The 21931-nt window shown below is 54.5% G+C and carries 20 protein-coding genes; 5 read left to right on the forward strand and 15 right to left on the reverse strand.

The window, feature by feature from the left end; translation table 11 throughout:
• Nucleotides 1-16 precede the first annotated feature (16 nt).
• Genes creD through creA form a run of 4 tightly spaced genes read right to left on the reverse strand, consistent with a single transcriptional unit; the run spans nucleotide 17 to nucleotide 4035 of the window.
• On the reverse strand, nucleotides 17-1378 hold the full coding sequence (gene creD / locus JQ822_RS17955; protein ID WP_213134598.1) for a cell envelope integrity protein CreD: 1362 nt from the start codon (nucleotides 1376-1378) through the stop codon (nucleotides 17-19).
• Between the two features lie 57 nt (nucleotides 1379-1435).
• Nucleotides 1436-2860: a two-component system sensor histidine kinase CreC gene (gene creC / locus JQ822_RS17960; protein ID WP_213134599.1), complete on the reverse strand. Its 1425-nt coding sequence runs from the start codon at nucleotides 2858-2860 to the stop codon at nucleotides 1436-1438.
• Nucleotides 2860-3549 (reverse strand): two-component system response regulator CreB, encoded by a 690-nt coding sequence (creB, locus tag JQ822_RS17965; protein ID WP_213134600.1) that lies wholly within the window; start codon nucleotides 3547-3549, stop codon nucleotides 2860-2862. The genes creC and creB overlap by 1 nt, the downstream gene beginning before the upstream one ends.
• 12 nt (nucleotides 3550-3561) lie before the next feature.
• Entirely contained in the window at nucleotides 3562-4035 is a 474-nt protein-coding gene (gene creA / locus JQ822_RS17970; protein ID WP_213134601.1) for a protein CreA, read from the reverse strand.
• Nucleotides 4036-4246: 211 nt separating this feature from the next.
• Here creA and robA point away from each other — a divergent pair, with 211 nt between their 5' ends.
• Nucleotides 4247-5116 carry an MDR efflux pump AcrAB transcriptional activator RobA gene (gene robA, locus JQ822_RS17975; RefSeq protein ID WP_213134602.1) on the forward strand — a complete coding sequence of 290 codons (870 nt, stop codon included), beginning with the start codon at nucleotides 4247-4249 and terminating at the stop codon, nucleotides 5114-5116.
• Here the strand turns inward: robA and gpmB are convergent.
• Complete coding sequence (gpmB, locus tag JQ822_RS17980; RefSeq protein WP_213134603.1) at nucleotides 5113-5760, reverse strand: 2,3-diphosphoglycerate-dependent phosphoglycerate mutase GpmB; 648 nt, start codon at nucleotides 5758-5760, stop codon at nucleotides 5113-5115. The genes robA and gpmB overlap by 4 nt on opposite strands.
• Before the next feature lie 52 nt (nucleotides 5761-5812).
• Here gpmB and yjjX point away from each other — a divergent pair, with 52 nt between their 5' ends.
• A complete protein-coding gene (yjjX, locus tag JQ822_RS17985) occupies nucleotides 5813-6328 on the forward strand; it encodes an inosine/xanthosine triphosphatase (RefSeq protein WP_213134604.1) in 516 nt (171 codons plus the stop codon).
• Nucleotides 6329-6336: 8 nt separating this feature from the next.
• On the opposite strand, the gene trpR is transcribed toward yjjX, so the two are convergent.
• Together trpR and sltY are read right to left on the reverse strand one after the other, a co-directional pair.
• Nucleotides 6337-6663 carry a trp operon repressor gene (gene trpR, locus JQ822_RS17990; protein WP_213134605.1) on the reverse strand — a complete coding sequence of 109 codons (327 nt, stop codon included), beginning with the start codon at nucleotides 6661-6663 and terminating at the stop codon, nucleotides 6337-6339.
• 90 nt (nucleotides 6664-6753) lie between these two features.
• Complete coding sequence (sltY, locus tag JQ822_RS17995) at nucleotides 6754-8691, reverse strand: murein transglycosylase (RefSeq protein WP_213134606.1); 1938 nt, start codon at nucleotides 8689-8691, stop codon at nucleotides 6754-6756.
• A gap of 211 nt (nucleotides 8692-8902) precedes the next feature.
• Here sltY and ettA point away from each other — a divergent pair, with 211 nt between their 5' ends.
• Entirely contained in the window at nucleotides 8903-10570 is a 1668-nt protein-coding gene (ettA, locus tag JQ822_RS18000; RefSeq protein WP_213134607.1) for an energy-dependent translational throttle protein EttA, read from the forward strand.
• 50 nt (nucleotides 10571-10620) lie between these two features.
• Here ettA and nadR read toward each other — a convergent pair whose 3' ends face one another.
• Genes nadR through serB form a run of 3 tightly spaced genes read right to left on the reverse strand, consistent with a single transcriptional unit; the run spans nucleotide 10621 to nucleotide 14267 of the window.
• Complete coding sequence (gene nadR, locus JQ822_RS18005; protein ID WP_446715015.1) at nucleotides 10621-11850, reverse strand: multifunctional transcriptional regulator/nicotinamide-nucleotide adenylyltransferase/ribosylnicotinamide kinase NadR; 1230 nt, start codon at nucleotides 11848-11850, stop codon at nucleotides 10621-10623.
• Between the two features lie 54 nt (nucleotides 11851-11904).
• On the reverse strand, nucleotides 11905-13287 hold the full coding sequence (gene radA / locus JQ822_RS18010) for a DNA repair protein RadA (protein WP_213134608.1): 1383 nt from the start codon (nucleotides 13285-13287) through the stop codon (nucleotides 11905-11907).
• An 11-nt stretch (nucleotides 13288-13298) separates the two neighbouring features.
• Nucleotides 13299-14267, reverse strand: coding sequence for a phosphoserine phosphatase (gene serB / locus JQ822_RS18015; protein WP_213134609.1), 969 nt, complete (start codon nucleotides 14265-14267; stop codon nucleotides 13299-13301).
• Between the two features lie 116 nt (nucleotides 14268-14383).
• Here serB and JQ822_RS18020 point away from each other — a divergent pair, with 116 nt between their 5' ends.
• Nucleotides 14384-15025, forward strand: coding sequence for a YtjB family periplasmic protein (locus tag JQ822_RS18020; RefSeq protein WP_213134610.1), 642 nt, complete (start codon nucleotides 14384-14386; stop codon nucleotides 15023-15025).
• 20 nt (nucleotides 15026-15045) lie between these two features.
• Nucleotides 15046-16062 carry a lipoate--protein ligase LplA gene (gene lplA / locus JQ822_RS18025; RefSeq protein WP_213134611.1) on the forward strand — a complete coding sequence of 339 codons (1017 nt, stop codon included), beginning with the start codon at nucleotides 15046-15048 and terminating at the stop codon, nucleotides 16060-16062.
• Nucleotides 16063-16069: 7 nt separating this feature from the next.
• Here lplA and yjjJ read toward each other — a convergent pair whose 3' ends face one another.
• The 5 genes from yjjJ to deoC form a co-directional block, all read right to left on the reverse strand.
• Nucleotides 16070-17398, reverse strand: coding sequence for a type II toxin-antitoxin system HipA family toxin YjjJ (yjjJ, locus tag JQ822_RS18030; protein ID WP_213134612.1), 1329 nt, complete (start codon nucleotides 17396-17398; stop codon nucleotides 16070-16072).
• A 141-nt stretch (nucleotides 17399-17539) separates the two neighbouring features.
• Complete coding sequence (gene deoD, locus JQ822_RS18035) at nucleotides 17540-18259, reverse strand: purine-nucleoside phosphorylase (RefSeq protein WP_000224864.1); 720 nt, start codon at nucleotides 18257-18259, stop codon at nucleotides 17540-17542.
• Between the two features lie 151 nt (nucleotides 18260-18410).
• On the reverse strand, nucleotides 18411-19634 hold the full coding sequence (gene deoB, locus JQ822_RS18040; RefSeq protein WP_213134613.1) for a phosphopentomutase: 1224 nt from the start codon (nucleotides 19632-19634) through the stop codon (nucleotides 18411-18413).
• A gap of 51 nt (nucleotides 19635-19685) precedes the next feature.
• On the reverse strand, nucleotides 19686-21008 hold the full coding sequence (deoA, locus tag JQ822_RS18045) for a thymidine phosphorylase (RefSeq protein ID WP_043018339.1): 1323 nt from the start codon (nucleotides 21006-21008) through the stop codon (nucleotides 19686-19688).
• Nucleotides 21009-21115: 107 nt separating this feature from the next.
• Nucleotides 21116-21895, reverse strand: a complete 780-nt coding sequence (deoC, locus tag JQ822_RS18050) for a deoxyribose-phosphate aldolase (RefSeq protein WP_213134614.1) — start codon at nucleotides 21893-21895, stop codon at nucleotides 21116-21118.
• Nucleotides 21896-21931 lie beyond the last annotated feature (36 nt).

Raw genomic sequence — 21931 nt, forward strand, 5'->3', positions numbered from 1 at the left:
TCATTTCTCCACTACCCTATTTCCACAAGCGACACTCGTCGCGCTTCGCAGGCTGAGGCTCTGGAAGTTCTGTAGACTTTGGCTTTGGCTGAGCAAGCCCGTGCCAGTCAAGATGGCGCGTCAGGAACATCACCCCGCACAGCGCGAGCAACAGCACGCCGGTTCCCAGCAGCAAAGAACTGTCCTGTGAACGGAGCAGCACCCACATCACACCATCCAGCGCCAGCAACGCTGCGGTGAACAAAATACTGTTCCGCCAGCCCTGCAATATTGCCTGCAGATACATGCCGTTCATCAGCGCCCCCACCAGGCTTGCCGTGATCCACGCCGCCGTAAAACCAATGTGTTCCGACAGCGCCAGCAGCAGAAGATAAAACATCACCAGCGATAGCCCCACCAGCAGATACTGCATCGGGTGCAGACGCAGACTGGTCATGCTTTCAAGCACGAAGAAAGACATAAAGGTCAGCACAATTAGCAGAATGGCGTACTTTGTCGCTCTGTCAGTGAGCTGATACTGATCGGCCGGTGTTGCCACTGCCACGCTAAACGCAGGCATGCCCTGCCAGCCAATCTTTTCCCCGTCAAAACGCTCGCCGAGGTTATTGGCGAACCAACTGCTTTGCCATTGAGCCGTAAACCCTGACTCGCTAATTTCACGCTTAGTCGGCAGAAAATCGCCGAGGAAGTTGGGATGCGGCCAGTTGCTGGTTAAGGACATTTCACTGTTACGGCCAACCGGAACAACGGAGAAATCCCCGGTTCCGCTCAAATTGAGCGTCAGTGCGATACTGAGGTTTTGCTCCGCCCAACTGGCATCCGGCAGCGGAATGTGGATCCCCTGCGCACGCCCATCCAGCCCCGTCCCTGGCTCAACGGCCAGCGGCATTCCATTGACCTGCGGAGCCTTTACCACGCCAATCCCGCGCGCATCACCTACACCAACCACAATAAATGGTTTACCTACGCTGACATTGGGATGGTTTAAATCACTCAGACGTTCAGCGTTAAACTCTGCTTTCAACAACACATCGTTGTGCCAGACCTGACCCTCGTAAATACCAATTTTACGCGCTTCAACATTTTGATTGCCCTCAACCACCAACGATTCTGGTAGCCAGAAATGGATGTAGCTGCGCTTACGCGGAACCTCTTTGCCATCTTCCAGCGAGGTATAAAGTTCGGTTACAGGAATAGCGATCAGTGGCCCGACTAACTTCTGCGGCCCGCTAGTGCTCTGTCGAATGGCATCTTCGACTTCATCGCGGTAATCCGAGCGCTCAACAATTATCTGCCTGACCATTGTCAGCGGAATTAACAGCAGCAGCATTGCGCCACTTAAGGTGACGATTTTCCAAAACAGGGGGGATTTCAACATAGCGTTCTCCTTTGCAATGACTGCAAGATAGAACGGCTATGTGCGGAGAAATTGAAGCTATGTGAAGTGACGGTGAAGTGTGAACGACGCCTGCGCCCCGCCTTCGGGTCGGTTAGATAATGTCACCGTACCTTCATGCAGTCGCGCAACTTCGCTGACAAACGCCAGCCCCAACCCGCTGCTCTTATGCCCATTCTCGCGGGGAAGCGAATAGAAGCGCTCAAATATGCGCGGCAATGCAAAGTCAGGGATGCCGTTACCGCTGTCTGTAACCAGCAACGAGACCTTATCTGCTTGCTGTTGCGTACTCAGGACAATGGTTCCCTGCTCAGGTGTGAAGTCGATGGCGTTATCCAGCAGATTACCTACGGCCTGTTCCAGCAGCGCGGGCTCAGCAGCGACAACCAGCGACGAGGGCACAATGTTCAACGTGATATGTTTAGCTGCCAGCTGAACGCTACGCGCCTCTTTCAGTTGGGTAAAAAGCGCATCTACCGAAACGGGCGTCAACGTAATGTCCTGCCGATTCTCCAGTCGCGCCTGCCGTAGCAGAGTTTCGACCAGCGCCTGCATGCGCGCATTCTGCGTCAGAATATTATCGGTAAAGCGCGCAACCACGTTCGGTGGCGGGCCTTCGCGCAAAATCTCAGCCGCACCGCGAATGGCCGCCAGCGGGCTTTTCAGTTCATGTGTTAACGCATACACATATTGCTCAATATAATTCTTGCCCTCCAGCTTCAGACGCATACTTTCCAACGCCTGCGCCAGTTTACGCAGTTCACTGCTACCTAAATCCGGCAACGCGACGGGCCGATTCTCCGTCACAGAGTCGGCATAGCGCGCCAGCCGGGCAATAGACCGATTGATCCACCACACCATCCCAAAGCCAATCACTAAGGCAATACCCAGCAATACGGCGCTGGCCCACAGCATCCGCCGTTCACTGCGTTTAATCACTGGCGTCATCGCCGCATTCGGTTTGCCAACGCTCAGCACCCCAATAATGCGCCCACCGTCAATAATCGGTGCGGCAACGTACATCACCGAACTTTCCGGATCGGCCGGGTTTTGCGGCGTACTGCGCGCGCCATACTGACCGCGCAGCGTTAACCACACGTCGTTCCAGCGGGAATAATCTTCCCCTACCGCCTTGTTGGCGGAATCAAACAGTACCTTACCCTGGGCATCCGTCATATAGACATGATATTCATTACGCACTTTGTTAATGCCGCTGATATTGGCGCGGAATGGTCGGCTGTGCAGCTGCGAGAACGCCTGCGCCAGCTTGCCGTTGGCGGGAGAACCGGAGAGAACATCGTCACGCGCCAGCGCCGCTAGCAACGTGGCGGTGTCAATCAGCGTGCCTTCAGTGGCACGGCGTACGCCAGGCTTAATTTCCTGCACAAAGATCGACAGAACGAACCAGGCAGCGACGGCAACAATCAGAAAATAGCCGAGCAGCAAACGCATGCCAATGCGCATCAGACGTTCCTCAGGCTGTATCCCATACCGCGATGCGTATTGATGGGGGAAAGCTCGGGGTTGATGGCCCGCAGCTTGGCACGCAGCGTTTTGATGTGCGTGTCCACCGTTCTGTCATAAGTATCCTGCGCATCGGCCCAGACTAAATCCATCAACTGCTGGCGAGAGTAGATGCGACCTGGCGACATCAGCAAGGTTTTTAGCAACAGGAATTCATAGCGCGTCAGGTTTAACGGACTTCCAAACCACGCAATTTGTGCAGCGGGCTCATTGAGCTCAAACTCACCAAAGCGCGTTGCCGATGACGGCGTAGCAAATTTTCTCACCCGCCGGAGCAACGTGCGCACCCGGGCGCACACCTCACGCGGCGAGAAAGGTTTGGCGACGTAATCATCCGCGCCAATCTCCAGCCCCAACAGGCGATCCACTTCATCGCTGCGGGCGGTCAGAAAGAGAACAGGTAGCGCCGGATGTCTCTCCAGCAGACGTCGACACAGCTCAAAACCGCTGATATCGGGTAATCCGACATCGAGGATTATCGCATCCGGGCATCGCTGGCGCGCATTTTCCAGCACGGGTAACCCACGCTCAAACGCTTCCACGCTGAAACCTTCCTGTTGCAGCATGTAGATAAGCGTATCCGCGATCCCCTGCTCATCCTCAACCAACCAGATCAACGCCTGTTGCATTTTGCTTCCTTGTTACTTCTGCCACGGCATAATAGGCACCGCGCTAATGGCATTTTTAGGCGAACCGTCGACAACCTTGTCGGAATAGGCCAGATACGCCAGCGTGTTGCGTTTTTCATCATAAAAACGCACGACCTGTAATGATTTAAACACCAGCGACGTACGTTTCTTGAAGACGACTTCTCCCTGCGCTTTACCGTTCTTAATTCTATCGCTCAACTCAACCGGCCCCACCTGCTGGCAGGAAATGGCGGCATCGGAAGTGTCTTCCGCCAACCCCAGTCCACCCTTGATACCGCCGGTTTTCGCGCGGCTGACGTAGCAGGTCACATTGGTGACATCAGGATCGTCAAATGCTTCGACAACGATTTTATGATCGGGCCCGAACATTTTGAACACCGTATCGACAGAACCAATCTGTTCCGCGTGAGCCACCTGTGCCAGCATCAGCAAAATTGACGAAATGACTAAGCTCTTATATTTCATATTGTTACCATTCTTTAAAGTTGCTCTGTGTAATTATTCGACATTCTAAGATAAAACGTATACAGATCACAGGATTACAATAATCACGCTTTCGTATGTCCAAAAACAGCATTTATGCGCAAAAAAAACACTGAATGCTAAAACAGCAAAAAATGCTATTATCCTCATACCTGACGTCAGGTACTCGCTGTTGAAAGGATGAGGATATTTTATGGATCAGGCTGGCATTATTCGCGACCTATTAATCTGGCTGGAAGGTCATCTGGATCAGCCTTTGTCGCTTGACAATGTGGCGGCAAAAGCAGGCTATTCCAAGTGGCATCTGCAGAGAATGTTTAAGGACGTGACGGGCCACGCTATTGGCGCCTATATCCGCGCCCGTCGTTTATCGAAATCCGCTGTGGCGCTACGCCTGACTGCGCGTCCGATTCTGGATATTGCCCTGCAATACCGTTTTGACTCTCAACAGACGTTTACCCGTGCGTTCAAAAAGCAATTTGCCCAGACGCCAGCGCTGTACCGCCGTTCGCCAGAATGGAGCGCTTTTGGTATTCGCCCACCGATGCGACTCGGGGAATTCGCTATGCCAGCGCACCAGTTTGTGACGCTGGAAGATACGCACCTGCTCGGCACCACGCAAAGCTACTCCTGCTCGCTGGAACAGATTTCCGATTTCCGTCATGAAATGCGTATTCAGTTCTGGCGTGATTTCCTCAGTCAGGCCCCTGCGATCCCACCGGTGCTGTACGGGCTGAACGAAACGCGCCCCAGCTTTGAGAAAGATGACGAGCAGGAAGTATTCTATACCACAGCGCTCACGCCGGAACAGGCCAGTGGCTATGTCCAGTCGGCGCAGCCAATCCTGTTGCAGGGCGGCGAATATGTGATGTTTACGTATGAAGGTCTGGGAACGGGTGTGCAAGAATTTATTCTGACGGTGTACGGCACCTGTATGCCGATGCTGAATCTGACCCGTCGTAAAGGTCAGGATATAGAGCGATACTACCCGGCAGAAGATGCCAAAGCAGGCGATCGCCCTATTAATCTACGCTGCGAATTCCTGATTCCTATCCGCCGTTAACGCTGTAGCTCATCCAACGCAGGGGCGTCCAGATGCGAGATGTCCCCTGCCGTTTCAACCACCCAACCCGGCGCCAGCCATAGACTTTCCTGATAATCGACGCGGGAAATCGAGCAATTGCGTAAACGCAAGCGGCGCTCAGCCCAGGCGGGCAGTCCCAGAATCGTACTCACCAGGCAGCCCAGCGCGATACCGTGGCTCACCAGCAGCGGACGACTCCCCGGCGGTAGCTCCAGACAGGATGCCAGCGCCGCGTTGACGCGATCGCTCAATTCCTGCATCGATTCTCCTTGCGGAATACGACCATCAACCGTACCGTTCACCAGTTGGCGGCGCCAGCCTTCTTCCTCCGGTGTCAGCGTATCGATATGACGTTGCTCCAGCACCCCCATATTCAGCTCGCGCAGGCGGGCGTCGAAGGTGATATCACAGCCACAAGCCTGGGCAATGATTTCTGCTGTGCGTCGTGTACGACCTAAATCGCTACTGATGACGTGAGTAATGCCAAGCGAGCGGGCGCGTTCGCCAACCTGCATAGCTTGCTGCTCACCTTTAGCGGTCAGCGGGCTGTCTGACTGGCCTTGAATACGTCGCTCGGCGTTCCACTGCGTTTCACCGTGGCGAACAAGGTATACCTGTAACATGCTTTTTTTCCGTTATACTGCGATGCGATGAATTTTCAAACTGAGCTTAATTATGCACAAGGTTATCTCTGCGACCACCAATCCTGCCAAAATTCAGGCAATTCTTCGGGCATTTGAAGAGATTTTCGGGGAAGGATCCTGCCATATTGAACCCGTCGCCGTCGAGAGCGGTGTGCCTGAACAACCTTTTGGAAGTCAGGAAACGCGCACTGGCGCACGAAATCGCGTAGATAACGCACGCCGCCTGCATCCAGAAGCCGATTTCTGGGTGGCTATTGAAGCGGGAATTGACGATGACGCCACCTTCAGTTGGGTGGTGATTGATAACGGCACTCAGCGCGGCGAAGCACGTTCCGCCACGCTGCCACTGCCGGCTGTTATTCTCAACAGAGTCCGCCTGGGAGAAGCGCTCGGCCCGGTGATGTCGCAGTACACGGGTATTGACGAGATTGGCCGTAAAGAAGGGGCGATTGGCGTGTTTACTGCAGGTAAACTGACGCGTTCAAGCGTTTACCACCAGGCGGTGATCCTGGCGCTCAGCCCGTTTCATAACGCGGTGTATCAGTAAGTTGCAGGTCAGACATTTTTCAGCAGCACCTGCTCCAGCCACTGACGCAGATCCACCGGGGCGGATTTGAGGCTGTTCGAACCCCGCGTAATGGTGGCGATACCCGCTCCGAGCTCATTTTTCAGCTCGCGCTGGCTCATCTCGCCGCGCAGCAGCTCCTCAACAATGCGCACCCGCGTTCCCAACGCTTCGCGCTCGTCCGGCGTTAACATCAAATTGAGCAGCGGCAGGTGCAAATCTTGCTCGTAGGCGTGTTTAAGCAGATCGACAAAACGTAACCACTCCTGGTGACGCTGTTCTGCCATCTCTGCTGAATAGGGTGATTGCTGAGTCATAAGATATCGCCATCGTTGCGGGGGGAAGCGCGATTGCCTCCCCCTTTTGTACTCTTTAACGAGTACGATAGCATAACACACTCAGCGCGATCAGTAACGGCGTTGCCATTCTGCGTCGCTCATCAATTCAGGCTTGTCGCCGAGGAAGTAGCGATAGTAAGCATCGTAAGCCAGCACGTTTTTCACGTACCCACGCGTCTCAGAGAACGGGATACTTTCAACAAACGCCACGGCATCAATGCGTCCTGCGCTATTGCCAAGCCAGGTGCGAACGCGCCCCGGTCCGGCGTTATAGGCTGCCGACGCAAAAATGCGGTTGTTGCCGAATTGCTGATACACATACTGCAGGTAGCTGGTACCGATGTTGATGTTGGTATCAGGATCCAGTAGCTGGCTCGGGCTGCTGTAACCTGGAATCGAGAACATTTTCACCGTATGCGTCGCCGTGCCCGGCATAATCTGCATCAACCCGCTGGCACCGACCGGCGATTTCACCTTCGGGTTCCAGGCGCTTTCCTGACGCGCGATCGCCATCGCATAACTCTGCGGAATATCCTTGCCGCTGGTGTAGCGGGTAAACAGATCTTTGTAGGCCAGCGGGAAACGCTCTTCCAGATGATCCCAGAGTTTGCCCGCGATCGTTGCCTGCACGCTTAGATCCCACCAGTGGTTATTAAACGCATAACGCGCCAGTTGCGCCTGCTCAGACTTGGTGCGACTGGTGACCAGATTCGCCCATTCGCTGCGCGCGGTATTGTCCAGGTTCCAGTACATTAGCTCGCGCACGCGCGCCATTTCCGGCCCCTGAGTCAGCGCAGAGTCAACGTTTGTTGGGGCTTTATCCACTTTCAGCTCGTACTCTTCACCCAGCCGCTGCGCCGCCACCATCGGATAGAAACCGCGCTGCTGCATGAGCTGGTGCAGGATCTCTTTTGCTTCAGCGTCACGCCCGCGCTCCAGCAGCAGATCCGCCTGCCAGTACCGCCATTCATCTTTTTCTTTTGCTTCCATCGGCAGACGCGCCAGCCAGGTATTCAGGCCGCGACGATCGCCGGTTCCCAGCGCCATACGCACACGGCGCTCCACAAGCGTAGTGGAATTTGAGCGCATAATCGCATCATCGCGCCATTTCGCCTGCTCGTCAGTGACGTCGTTGCCCATCAAACGCCAGGCGACGATATCCCGCAGCTCCTGAGTTTGCTCGTCGTTAAGCTGCTGCGCCTGTGCTAATGACGGGATCATCAAGCGTGCATTTTCTGCATCCTGACGCGCTACGCTGGCAAACGCGACCGCCGCCATTTGACGGGTAAAATCCGTGGCGCCGGTGGTACGCGCAAACGTCATCACCGAATTAGGGTTGTTTGCCAACGCGATGATCGCTGAAGCAATGGTCTGATATTCCGCTGGCATTTGTCCGGCCAGCGCCGTGACCAGTCCGGTATTGCCTGCCTTCATCGCCAGGCGAATACGTTCCAGATAAGCCAGCGGATCCTGAGTACCTGAGGCCCGCCATACGCCGAATAATTTGTCGCAGGCATTAGGCTGACTTTTCCCGGTCAGCCAAAGATCTTTTGCGCCCTGCCAGGCTTCTTCAGCCTGGCCGGTACTCCATTTCGCATAGAAGTAATTGCATTGCGCTTCGGTGGTACCGGGTTTATCCGGGCTGAACGCTAACAGCCCACGCCAGTCCTCCCGACGCGCCAGTTCGTTCACGAAGCGCGATTGCAACGTGCGCGCGGGCGGCAGCGTTGGGTTAGCGCGCACAAAATTGGTTACGGTAACGGTAGGCTGATTCATCAGATCGTCAGTAATCTGGCGATATTCAAGGTACGGATAAAGAGGGTAACTCTTCAGGCCCGGCATCATCTGCTCTACGACATCCATCTGCCGGTTATCCCAGGCCTGCTTAATTTGCGCATAGCGATTGCGCTGTTCATCCAGAGAATCAGCTCGCGCCACTTGACTGACCGTCAGCAGACATACGCTGGCTGCCAGCAGGCGCCAGGTTACGTGTTTGGCTTTGTCCACAAGCTCTTCCTCTTATCGTGTTACGTCTGTGCAGCATCATGCCGCTTAATAGATTCATGCTAATCAGACATTACAGAAAGTGCCACGTTCCGGACACTTTTTTACTTTTGTTGCGAGTGAGATCTGCTGGCTGGGATTGGGCAGTGAAAAAGGCTACACTTCGCCTTTGATAACTATTCATCATCACGATAAACATAGAGGCGAGTCCAACGTGGCCCAATTCGTTTATACCATGCATCGTGTCGGCAAAGTCGTTCCGCCGAAACGTCATATTCTTAAAAACATCTCTCTGAGCTTCTTCCCGGGTGCCAAAATCGGTGTACTCGGTCTGAACGGCGCGGGTAAATCCACCCTGCTGCGCATCATGGCCGGCATTGATACCGACATCGAGGGCGAAGCACGTCCGCAGCCGGGTATCAAGATCGGCTACCTGCCGCAGGAACCGAAACTGAACCCGGAACATACCGTTCGTGAATCCGTTGAAGAAGCGGTCGCTGAAGTGGTTAACGCCCTGAAAGGCCTGGATGAAGTGTACGCGAAGTACGCCGAGCCGGATGCCGACTTCGATAAGCTAGCCGCACAGCAGGGTAAGTTCGAAGAAATTATTCAGGCGCACGACGGCCACAACCTGAACGTGCAGCTGGAACGCGCCGCTGACGCCCTGCGCCTGCCGGACTGGGATGCCAAAATTGAGAAGCTGTCCGGTGGTGAACGCCGCCGCGTCGCGCTGTGCCGCCTGCTGCTGGAAAAACCAGACATGCTGCTGCTCGACGAACCGACCAACCACCTGGATGCAGAATCCGTGGCATGGCTGGAACGTTTCCTGCACGACTTCGAAGGGACCGTCGTAGCGATTACCCACGACCGTTACTTCCTCGATAACGTTGCTGGGTGGATTCTGGAACTTGACCGCGGTGAAGGTATTCCGTGGGAAGGTAACTACTCTTCCTGGCTGGAGCAGAAAGATCAGCGTCTGGCGCAGGAAGCCTCTCAGGAAGCGGCTCGCCGTAAATCCATTGAGAAAGAGCTGGAGTGGGTACGTCAGGGTGCGAAAGGCCGTCAGTCGAAGGGCAAAGCCCGTCTGGCACGCTTTGAGGAACTCAACAGCACCGAATACCAGAAACGTAACGAAACCAACGAACTGTTTATTCCACCTGGACCACGTCTGGGCGATAAAGTCGTTGAGGTCAGCAACCTGCGTAAATCTTATGGCGATCGCCTGTTAATCGACGATCTGAGCTTCTCGGTACCGAAAGGCGCCATCGTCGGTATCATCGGTCCGAACGGCGCGGGTAAATCAACCCTGTTCCGCATGCTCTCCGGTGAAGAACAGCCAGACAGCGGCACCATCGAGCTGGGTGAAACCGTGAAACTGGCCTCCGTTGACCAGTTCCGTGACGCTATGGATAACAGCAAAACCGTGTGGGAAGAAGTGTCCGGCGGGCTGGATATCATGAAGATCGGCAACACCGAAATGCCAAGCCGTGCTTACGTAGGCCGCTTCAACTTCAAAGGTGTTGATCAGGGCAAACGCGTGGGCGAACTGTCCGGTGGTGAGCGTGGTCGTCTGCACCTGGCGAAGCTGCTGCAAGTTGGCGGTAACATGCTGCTGCTCGATGAACCGACCAACGACCTGGATATCGAAACCCTGCGCGCGCTGGAAAACGCCCTGCTGGAGTTCCCGGGCTGCGCGATGGTCATCTCGCACGACCGTTGGTTCCTCGACCGTATCGCTACCCACATCCTGGATTATCAGGATGAAGGTAAAGTCGAATTCTTCGAAGGTAACTTTACCGAATACGAAGAGTACAAAAAACGCACTCTGGGCGCAGATGCGCTGGAGCCGAAGCGTATCAAGTACAAGCGTATTTCTAAGTAATTGTTCAGATGCCGGATGGTGGCACAATGCCGCCATCCGGCGCTTTAGTCTTAACCCTGCTCACCCATTAATTCTTTCACCAACTCCACACAGCGCAGGAAGCGACCATCATAGTCAGGCTCCTCCACGTGCACAAATTCAATATTGTTTTCCTGTAACATCTCCACCAGCAGCGTCTGAAACGCCTTCCGGTCAACCGAACTTCCCAGACTGCGTAATCCATCCGCGACCCACGGCGTGTTGTTTTCCAGCAGGATCACCAGATCGAAGCGATACTCATCGATCAGCGCCTGTACAAACGGATGCTCACGCCCTTCATACTTTTTACAGAACGCCTGAGTGGTGACAAAGTCGGTGTCGATGAACGCCACTTTATTGGCATATTTAACTGCAAAATCAATGTACTGAGCCTGGCCGAGTGCGATTTTATCGTAATCAGAATACTGTAACGCCATCTCATCGCCCCCCAAATGGGAGAAGACATAATCACGGCCATACTCCCACGCACTGGTGGTGTTGAAGATATTGGCGAGCTTGTTCACCAGCGTCGATTTACCGCTCGACTCGCCGCCGAGGATCGCCACGGTGCGCACAAAAAACGGCTTCACTTCAGTGGGGATATATTCCCAGTAGCGAAACGGGTTTTCACGGATTTGTCCGCCGCTGATGCTCATAAACGTCCGTTTGGGATCGACCAGCACCGTTTCTATTCCCAGGTGCTCAAGATACTGCGGCGCATCCGCTTCTTCAGAGGTGTAAATCCAGTTTGGCTGGATCCCCTTCTCCTGCATAAACGTTTTGATGCCGTTGCTCCAGACATCCCAACCGTGCGGGTATGGCTCCATGCCTTCTTCATTGAAGGCATGAATGCGGATATTTTTCTGATACTTGAACGTCTGCAGCAGCCAGCGAAGACGGTCGGAAACCGTGGGCTGCTGTGACATGGCGCTGTCTTCAAACAGGCTGCGGTCGCGCGTATCGTCATAGCCCATGATGATATGCAGCTCATCAACCTGGCTACAGGCACGCTGGATCAGATAGATATGGCCGGTATGCAGCGGATAGAACTTACCGAATACCACACCGATATTTTTCTGCTGACGCGGAAACTCGAGCCCGAGAAAACGGTGCAGCGCCTCCAGTTTTTGCGCGCTGGGGCTTTTAATTTTGGCATTCAGCAGTTGGCTTAGATATCCCTTGGTCATGCCACTGGCATCCGCCACCTGTTGCAGGGTACAGCCCTTTTGCTTAATGGCGGTTTTCAGATAATCAAATGACACAAGAGCCTCCTGCTTTACTAAAAATAAAAGTAATACCCTGGAACGAATATTAAATTATAAGTCGTCAAATACACTTAATGCGTCAGAAAGTTTTTTAACGCCAAAAACTTGCATCCCTTCCGGCACTTTCTTCGGCACATTGGCCGCAGGGACAATCGCCCGCCGGAAACCGTGCTTCGCCGCTTCAGAAATACGTTCCTGACCGCTGGGAACCGGGCGAATCTCACCTGCCAGCCCCACCTCGCCAAAGACCACTAAATCATGCGGCAACGGCCTGTCGCGCAGGCTGGAAACCATCGCCAGCAGTAGTGCCAGGTCGGCGCTGGTTTCAGTGACTTTTACGCCGCCGACCACGTTGACGAACACATCCTGGTCAGACATTTGCAGGCCACCGTGACGGTGCAGCACCGCCAGCAGAATCGCCAGACGGTTTTGTTCCAGCCCTACCGCTACGCGCCTGGGGTTCGCCATCATCGAGTGGTCGACCAGCGCCTGAATCTCCACCAACAGCGGGCGCGTCCCTTCCCAGACAACCATTACCGAACTGCCAGAGGTCACTTCATCACCACGGCTTAAGAAGATAGCGGAGGGGTTGCTCACTTCGCGCAGGCCCTGTTCGGTCATGGCGAAAACGCCAAGCTCATTCACCGCGCCAAAGCGGTTTTTATGGCTACGCAGGGTTCGGAAGCGAGAATCCGCGTCGCCGTCGAGCAGCACCGAGCAGTCAATGCAGTGCTCCAGCACTTTTGGCCCGGCCAGCGAGCCGTCTTTAGTAACGTGACCGACCATGACAATCGCCACGCCGCGCGTTTTGGCAAAGCGCGTAAGGTATGCGGCGGTTTCACGTACCTGCGCCACGCTGCCCGGTGAAGACTGAATATCCGCCATGTGCATCACCTGAATGGAGTCAATGACCATCAGCTTCGGCTGTTCTTCTTCCGCAATCAGACAAATTTGTTCGATACTGGTTTCTGACAGCATATTCAGATTCGCCGTCGGCAGACCGAGTCGATGGGCGCGCATCGCTACCTGTTGCAAAGACTCTTCCCCCGTGACGTACAGGGTTTTCATCTGTTCTGCGAGCTTGCACAGCGTTTGCAGCAGCAGGGTGGATTTCCCCGCACCTGGATTACCGCCGATCAGAATGGCGCTACCAGGCACCACACCACCGCCCAGCACGCGGTCGAACTCTTTAAAACCGGTAGAAAAACGCGGCAGCTCTTCAAGACTGATATCCGCCAGCTTTTGCACCTTTGCGACGCCTGCGTTACCGGCGTAGCCGCTAAGACGCTCATTACGCGCCACCGTCGGCGATGCGGCAAGGCGCACCTCGGTAATGGTGTTCCAGGCCTGACAGGCGCTACATTGCCCCTGCCAGCGCGGATAATCGGCCCCGCATTCATTACATACAAAGGCGCGTTTAGGAGCTTTTGCCACGGTTTACCTCGTTATTTCTGATTCATGCTGCCAGAGAGAATGCAGAACACGCCCATCAGGTCAGCGTGACGGATGGTTATCTCCGTCTTTTCATTCACTTTTGGCTTGGCATGGTAGGCTACCCCCAACCCTGCCGTTTTGATCATCGGCAGATCGTTAGCCCCATCGCCAATCGCCACCGTTTGTGTCATCGGGATTTCGTACTCCTGCGCCAGTCGGGTCAGGGTATTGGCTTTATACTGGGCATCGACGATATCGCCAATCACGTTGCCGGTAAATTTCCCGTCCATGATCTCCAGTTCATTGGCCACAGCTGCCGTCAGACGCAACCTGTCACGCAGATAATCGGCAAAAAAAGTAAAACCGCCGGAGGCAATCGCCACTTTCCAGCCCAGCGTTTCCAGCTTCAACACCAGCTGCGTCAGACCGGGCATCAGCGGTAAATCTTCACGTACCTGTTGCAGAATATTGGCATCAGCGCCCTTCAGCGTGGCGACACGGCTGCGCAGGCTGGCGGTAAAATCCAGCTCGCCGCGCATCGCGCGTTCCGTCACTTCGGCAACCATCTCACCGGTTCCGGCCAGTTTGGCGATCTCATCGATACATTCGATCTGGATAGCCGTCGAATCCATGTCCATCACCAGCAGGCCAGGCGTGCGCAAATGCGGGATTTTCCCCAGCGGGGCGACATCCAGTTTGGCATCATGCGCCAGCTTTGTCGCACGCGGCGTTAACGATCCCGCCAGGCGAATCACCTGATAATCCTCGACACACCAGGCCGCCACGATCACCATCGCCGCCCCCAGTTTGCTTTGGTATTGCGTTAAGCGTTGTTTATCCAGCCCACGACCATACAGCAGCCAGCCACTGCGGCCCGCGTGATAATCCAGTGGCATCACTTCATCACCACTTAAAGAGAGGGGCAGACCTGGCCACAGAGAGACATCTTCAGGTAGATCGCACCAGGTAATGTTAGGCATTAAAGCTCCTGTAAAATCGTTCGGGTCGGAATCATCCAGGGGAAAATAACGCATGAGGCTACCCTGTAACCAGCGCTTCTGGCAACATTAAGCCTCAAATTTTCAGCAGGTGGAATATGGCTCGAGCAAAACTGAAATTCCGACTTCATCGTGCAGTGATTGTATTGTCCTGCCTCGCGCTGCTTGTCGCGCTGATGCAAGGCGCGTCGTGGTTTAGTCAAAACCATCAACAGCAGCGTAATCCGCAGCTGGAAGAGCTGGCCCGCACGCTGGCCCGCCAGGTTGCGTTAAACGTCGCGCCGCTGATGCGCACCGAAACACCGGATGAAAAACATATTGCTGCCGTGCTACGCCAACTAACCGACGAGAGCCGTATTCTGGATGCGGGCGTCTATGATGAACAGGGCGATCTCATTACGCATGCTGGCGAGAGCGTGAATGTCCGCGACCGCCTGGCGCTGGATGGTAAAAAAGCCGGGGGCTATTTTAATCAGCAGATTGTTGAACCTATTCAGGGCAAAAATGGCCCACTGGGTTATCTGCGCCTGACGCTGGATACCCACACGCTTGCTACCGAAGCCAAACAGGTGGATAACACCACCAACATCTTACGCCTGATGCTGCTCTTGTCACTGGCAATTGGCGTGGTGCTGACCCGTACATTACTGCAAGGTAAGCGCACCCGCTGGCAACAATCGCCGTTCCTTCTCACCGCCAACAAACCGGTGCAGGAAGAAGACAACGAGAAAAAAGAGTAAAAACAGAAAGGAAATCAACCATGATAACACTACGCCTGCTTATCTCAGACTCTTATGATCCGTGGTTTAATCTGGCCGTTGAAGAGTGCATCTTTCGTCAAATGCCCGCCACTCAGCGTGTTCTGTTTTTATGGCGCAACGCTGATACGGTGGTAATTGGCCGGGCACAAAACCCGTGGAAAGAGTGTAATACCCGCCGTATGGAGGAAGACAACGTGCGGCTGGCGCGTCGCAGCAGCGGAGGCGGCGCGGTGTTCCATGATTTGGGCAATACCTGCTTTACCTTTATGGCCGGTAAACCGGAGTACGACAAAACCATCTCCACCGCGATTGTCCTCAATGCTCTGAACGCGCTGGGCGTAGACGCTGATGCCTCCGGGCGTAACGATCTGGTGGTCAAAACGACCGAAGGCGATCGCAAAGTCTCCGGCTCGGCCTATCGGGAAACCAAAGACCGCGGATTCCACCACGGTACGCTGCTGCTGAATGCCGACCTCAGCCGCCTGGCAAACTATCTCAACCCTGATGAAAAGAAACTTGCGGCGAAGGGAATCACCTCTGTACGCTCACGCGTTGCGAATTTGACCGAGCTGTTACCGGGTATCACCCATCAACAGGTCTGTCAGGCCATCACGGAAGCCTTTTTCGCCCACTACGGCGAACGCGTGGCAGCGGAAGTGATTTCACCGGATAACACGCCGGACCTCCCCAACTTTACCGAAACTTTTGCCCGTCAAAGCAGTTGGGAATGGAATTTTGGTCAGGCGCCCGCCTTCTCACATCTGCTGGACGAGCGTTTTACCTGGGGTGGCGTTGAGCTGCATTTTGACGTTGAGAAAGGCCATATCACGCGCACGCAGGTGTTTACCGACAGCCTTAACCCCGCACCGCTGGAAGCGCTGGCTGGGCGGCTACAGGGCTGTCAGTATCGCGCCGACGTGTTACAGCAGACTTGCGAAGCGCTGGTTGCGGAATATCCGGATCAGGAGAGTGAGCTGCGGGAACTGGCGGCATGGGTTGCGGGGGCCGTGCGTTAAGTCTGCTTTACGCCAGCCGCTGAATAACCCTTCCAGCCGACATCAGTTTTTCCAGCATTGCGCGGGCAATTTGCCGAAATCCCGCGCTGATGCGCGCATCATCTGCAACCTGCAGCCAGAATGCTTCAGCGAGCGGCAGGGCAAATTCCCACGCATTTCTGTTTACCGTCGCATCAACTTTTATATCAACCGCTTCAATACGCAACGAACCCGCTCCAGAAGGGGCAAACGACATCGGCAGCATATCGTAAACCGGAGCCAGCGCCATCGGCGGAGCGGACAAGTAGAACGAAAGATTACCCGCATGCATATCGCTGTTGGCTATCAAGCGTCCAAACGCCCAGATTATCTCGGTTTGTTGACAGGAATGTGCATCTATATAGCCCTGCGCTGCCAATTGGCGCGTGACCACAGGCCAGGTCCCGAGTGAAGATACATACTCACTTTGCAACGCCTCCAGAGAGACTATCTGCCGCCTGCCGCGCACGCCTGTGCAATCAAACCTGATGCTTTCCAGGAATACCTGCCCTGCATCACGACAATAAGCTGTAGCATGACTTGCAGAAACATTTCCCCCTGCCAGCACCGATAGCGCAATAGATTCGGCAATCAGCAGATCGCTCCAGCGCTCAGAAATAATGCTCCGCTCCTGTGCACTGAATTTAACCAACGCATTTTTATTTCCCTGTTCCGTTTGCACAAAACAGGCGAATTTAGGCTGCTCGCCTCCGGCTGAGGAGCCAATAACTTCACCGGCTAACGCTTCCTCCGCGAGCTGTTGAAAACGCGTGATTTTTTCGGAGTGGGCAATGGCTATCGGTTCTGGCGCGTCGACCCAACGCTGGTAGTTATCTTCACCGATGATCCATCCCCCCGCATTTTCACCCGCATAGGTACGCAGTGCGTAGAGGATTTCATCCTCTTGCCACAAACGAATATCATCCGGCAGGTTGGTATGTTGTGCGACGGATCGTCCCCAGGCCCGCCCAAGGAAGCCCTGCGGTCGTAGATCGGTGAGATACCACGGCAGACCATCAAACCATTGCCATTCTCCGGAAGACAGCGCAACCAGACTGCTCCCCTGTGGCCAACAAGGGTAAATAACACCTAACTTACAGGCACTTCCGTGCACATCAACCTGCCACACTGGAAACGCCGTTACGCCGCGAATCGGTTTGAGAAGCGCATAACGTGTTGCCCGAGCTTTGCCAAACTGCACGATCTCTTCATGCGTTGAGACAAGACGAGAAAAGGTCGCCTGACTGATTGCCAGCGACTGTCGTAGTTCAGGTGCTGAACGTGGCCCCTGGAGTAGCAAATCAGTTAATGCGCTCATTAATGAATAGATTTATGAATAGATAGTTGAATACATTAAATGACGTAGGCAATTAATTTGTCAATACAAAAAAATAAAAGGAGGGATTTATGAATGGATACTTGAAAGAAAAAGGGGCAAATAATGCCCCTTACAGAAGACTTACTCTTTGTCGCCCAGCAGAACGGATTCCAGTGCGATTTTGATCATATCGTTGAAGGTCGTCTGACGTTCAGCGGCAGTGGTCTGCTCGTGAGTACGGATATGGTCGGACACGGTGCAGATGGTCAGCGCTTTCGCACCAAACTCAGCCGCGACGCCGTAGATGCCCGCGGCTTCCATTTCCACGCCCAGCACGCCGTATTTTTCCATCACGTCGAACATTTCGCCGTCCGGAGAGTAGAACAGGTCAGCGGAGAACAGGTTGCCCACGCGCGCGTCTACACCCAGTGCTTTTGCTGCATCAACAGCGTTACGCACCATGTCGAAGTCAGCAATGGCAGCGAAATCATGATCTTTAAAGCGGATACGGTTAACTTTGGAATCGGTGCATGCACCCATACCGATAACCACGTCACGCAGTTTGACGTCCATGCGCACAGCGCCGCAGGAACCTACGCGAATGATTTTCTTCACACCGAAATCGGTGATCAGCTCTTTGGTGTAGATGGAGCAAGATGGGATACCCATGCCGTGACCCATCACGGAGATTTTACGGCCTTTGTAGGTACCGGTGAAACCTAACATGCCGCGAACGTTGTTCACTTCACGGACATCTTCGAGGAAAGTTTCAGCAATATGCTTTGCACGCAGCGGGTCGCCCGGCATCAAAACTACGTCAGCGAAATCGCCCATTTCTGCATTAATGTGTGGGGTAGCCATAAATTATCCTTATTCAAATTGAGAATAATACCCTAAGGATTTCGCGTTGCAGGAAGGCGGCGAATTCGCTCACCCCGGGAGCATAGATTAACTATGTGACCGGGGTGAGCGAATGAAGCCAACGCATCTGCAGCGCGAAAGACGACGGGTATTAGAGCATGTTTTTACCGTAGTCCATCGGCGACGTACCGAAGTAGCTCGCCAGAGTCTGACCGATATCCGCGAAGGTTTCGCGATGACCTAAAGAGCCTGGTTTCACTTTCGGGCCGTAAACCAGTACCGGAATATGCTCACGGGTGTGGTCAGTACCGGTCCAGCTCGGGTCACAGCCGTGATCGGCGGTCAGGATCAGAATGTCATCTTCACCCACCAGCTCCATCAGTTCAGGCAGACGGCGATCGAACAGTTCCAGACCAGCGGCATAACCGGCGATATCGCGACGATGCCCCCAGGATGAGTCGAAATCAACGAAGTTAGTGAAGACAATGGTCTTATCACCCGCTTCTTTCATCTCTTTGATGGTGGCGTCGAACAGCGCGTCCAGACCGGTCGCTTTCACTTTTTTGGTGATGCCGCAGTTCGCGTAGATATCCGCGATTTTACCGACGGAAACCACGTGACCGTCTTTCTCGTCGACCAATTTCTGCAAAACGGTCGCTGCTGGCGGTTCTACGGCCAGATCGTGACGGTTACCGGTACGCTGGAAGTTACCGGCTTTATCGCCGATAAACGGACGGGCAATCACGCGACCAATGTTGTAGCCGCCTTCGGTCAGCTCTTCACGGGCGATTTCGCACAGCTCGTAGAGTTTATCCAGACCATAGGTCTCTTCGTGACAGGCGATCTGGAACACGGAGTCAGCGGAGGTATAGAAAATCGGCTTGCCGGTTTTCATATGCTCTTCACCCAGTTGATCCAGAATGACCGTACCGGAAGAGTGGCAGTTGCCGAGGTAGCCCGGCAGGTTGGCACGCTTGACCAGTTTATCCAGCAGCTCCTGCGGGAAGCTGTTTTCATGATCGGAGAAGTAACCCCAGTCAAACAGAACCGGCACCCCGGCGATTTCCCAGTGACCAGACGGCGTATCTTTGCCGGAAGAGAGTTCATGCGCCCATGCGTAGGCACCAATCACTTCCGCATTACCGTCCATGCCGGCAGCAATTTTACCGGTAGAACCTTCGTGAGCTTTCACCAGGCCCAGACGGGTCAGGTTAGGCAAGTTCAGCGGACCTTTACGACCATTATCAGCTTCACCTTTCGCGCAGGCTTCTGCGATGTGGCCCATGGTGTCAGCACCCACGTCGCCAAAACGTTCTGCGTCTTCAGTAGCACCGATGCCGAAGGAGTCCAGCACCATAATAAATGCACGTTTCATATGTTCTCCGTACTTTTCGCGCCGCAAAAAAGCGATCAGATCAGTATACAGTTATTCGGTTATACGACGATAGACTGTCGGTGTAATTTCTGGCGCTTTGTCGTCAAGGCTAATTGCCGCTTTGACCGCTTTCGCCGCTTCCTGCCAGCTGGCCTCATCTTTGGCATGGATCACCGCCAGCGGGCGCTGTCCGTCTACGCTATCGCCCAGACGAGCCATGTCGCTAAAGCCGACGCTGTAATCAATGGTGTCCGATGCTTGACGACGACCGCCGCCCATGGAAACCACCGCCATCCCCAGCGCACGGGTATCCATTGCGCTGACAAAACCTTCGGTATCAGCATATACCGCTTTGCTGAGCATTGCCGTCGGCAGATACTTCGCATAATTTTCGACGAAATCGGTCGGGCCTTTTTGCGCCGCAACCATACGACCAAAAATTTCTGCCGCTTTACCGTTATCCAGCACCGCCTGTAGCTTCGCGCGGGCCTCAGCATCGTCTTTCGCCAGCTTGCCGGAGATCAGCATTTCCACGCACAGCGCCATAGTGACGTCTAACAAACGCGGATTGCGGTATTCACCTGTCAGGAACTGTACGGCTTCACGAACTTCTACCGCGTTACCTGCACTGGAGGCCAGTACCTGGTTCATATCGGTTAACAGTGCGGTGGTACGCACCCCCGCGCCGTTCGCCACGCCAACAATCGCTTCGGCAAGGGCTTCAGAAAGCTCGTAGGTCGGCATAAAGGCGCCGCTGCCTACTTTCACATCCATGACCAGCGCATCCAGCCCTTCCGCCAGCTTTTTAGCCAGGATGGAGCCGGTGATCAGCGGGATGGAATCCACCGTCGCGGTAATATCACGGGTGGCATAAAAACGTTTATCCGCCGGTGCGAGCGAGCTGGTTTGCCCAATAATCGCCACACCCACGTCTTTAATAATTTCACGAAAACGCGCGTCGTCCGGGAAGATGTCAAATCCCGGGATCGCTTCCAGTTTATCCAGCGTACCGCCGGTATGCCCCAGGCCACGTCCGGAGATCATCGGAATATAGCCGCCGCAGGCTGCGACCATCGGGCCTAACATCAGTGACGTCACGTCACCTACGCCGCCGGTAGAGTGTTTGTCCACAATCGGGCCGTTCAACTGCAGGCTTTTCCAGTCCAGCACGGTTCCTGAATCACGCATTGCCATAGTCAGCGAAACACGCTCTGGCATTGTCATATCGTGGAAGAAAATGGTCATCGCCAGGGCGGCGATTTGCCCTTCAGAGATGGTGTTGTCGCGAATACCGTTAATAAAGAAACGAATCTCTTCATCACTCAGCGCATGACCATCACGTTTTTTACGAATAATTTCTTGTGCGAGAAACACGGTAACCTCCCGATTATGGGCCGGGTAAGCGATGCGCCACCCGGCAAGTCGTATTAATGCCGGATGGCGGCTTACGCCCGATCCGGCCTACGATGGGCAATGAAAACTTAGTAGCTGCTTGCGCTCTTACCGTCGCCGTGACCCAACGCTTTCAGCAGGCTCGCCAGCAGGCTGGATGCGCCGAAGCGATAGTGACGGGAATCCGCCCAGTCGGCACCGAACAGTTCGTCGGCAATGGCGAGGAACTGCTGCGCGTCTTCCGCAGTACGTACGCCGCCTGCCGGTTTGAAGCCAACGGTTTTAGATACGCCCATGTCGCGGATCACTTCCATCATGATGCGTGCGCTTTCCGGCGTCGCATTGACCGGGACTTTACCGGTAGAGGTCTTGATGAAATCAGCCCCTGCTTTGATGGAGATTTCAGACGCTTTGCGAATCAACGCTTCTTCTTTCAGTTCACCGGTTTCGATGATCACTTTCAGCAGCACGTTTGCCGCCGCACACGCGTCTTTACAGGCTTTAACCAGATCGAAACCAACCTGCTCATTGCCGGCGATCAACGCACGGTACGGGAACACCACGTCAACTTCATCCGCGCCGTAGGCAATCGCCGCGCGGGTTTCCGCCAGCGCAATGTCGATATCATCGTTGCCGTGCGGGAAGTTGGTTACCGTTGCAATACGGATATCCGGCGTGCCCTGCTCGTTCAGCGTCTTACGCGCAATAGGGATGAAACGCGGATAGATGCAGATTGCCGCCGTGTTACCCACCGGGGTTTTTGCCTGATGACACAGCGCGATCACTTTTTCATTGGTGTCGTCGTCATTCAGGGTAGTCAGGTCCATCAGTTTCAGGGCGCGCAGGCTGCTTGCTGTTAAATCGGTCATAACATTCTCCAACGGCATCGCCGTATAAAATTTCAC

The organism is Citrobacter sp. FP75, assembly GCF_018342065.1.
Classification (GTDB): domain Bacteria; phylum Pseudomonadota; class Gammaproteobacteria; order Enterobacterales; family Enterobacteriaceae; genus Citrobacter.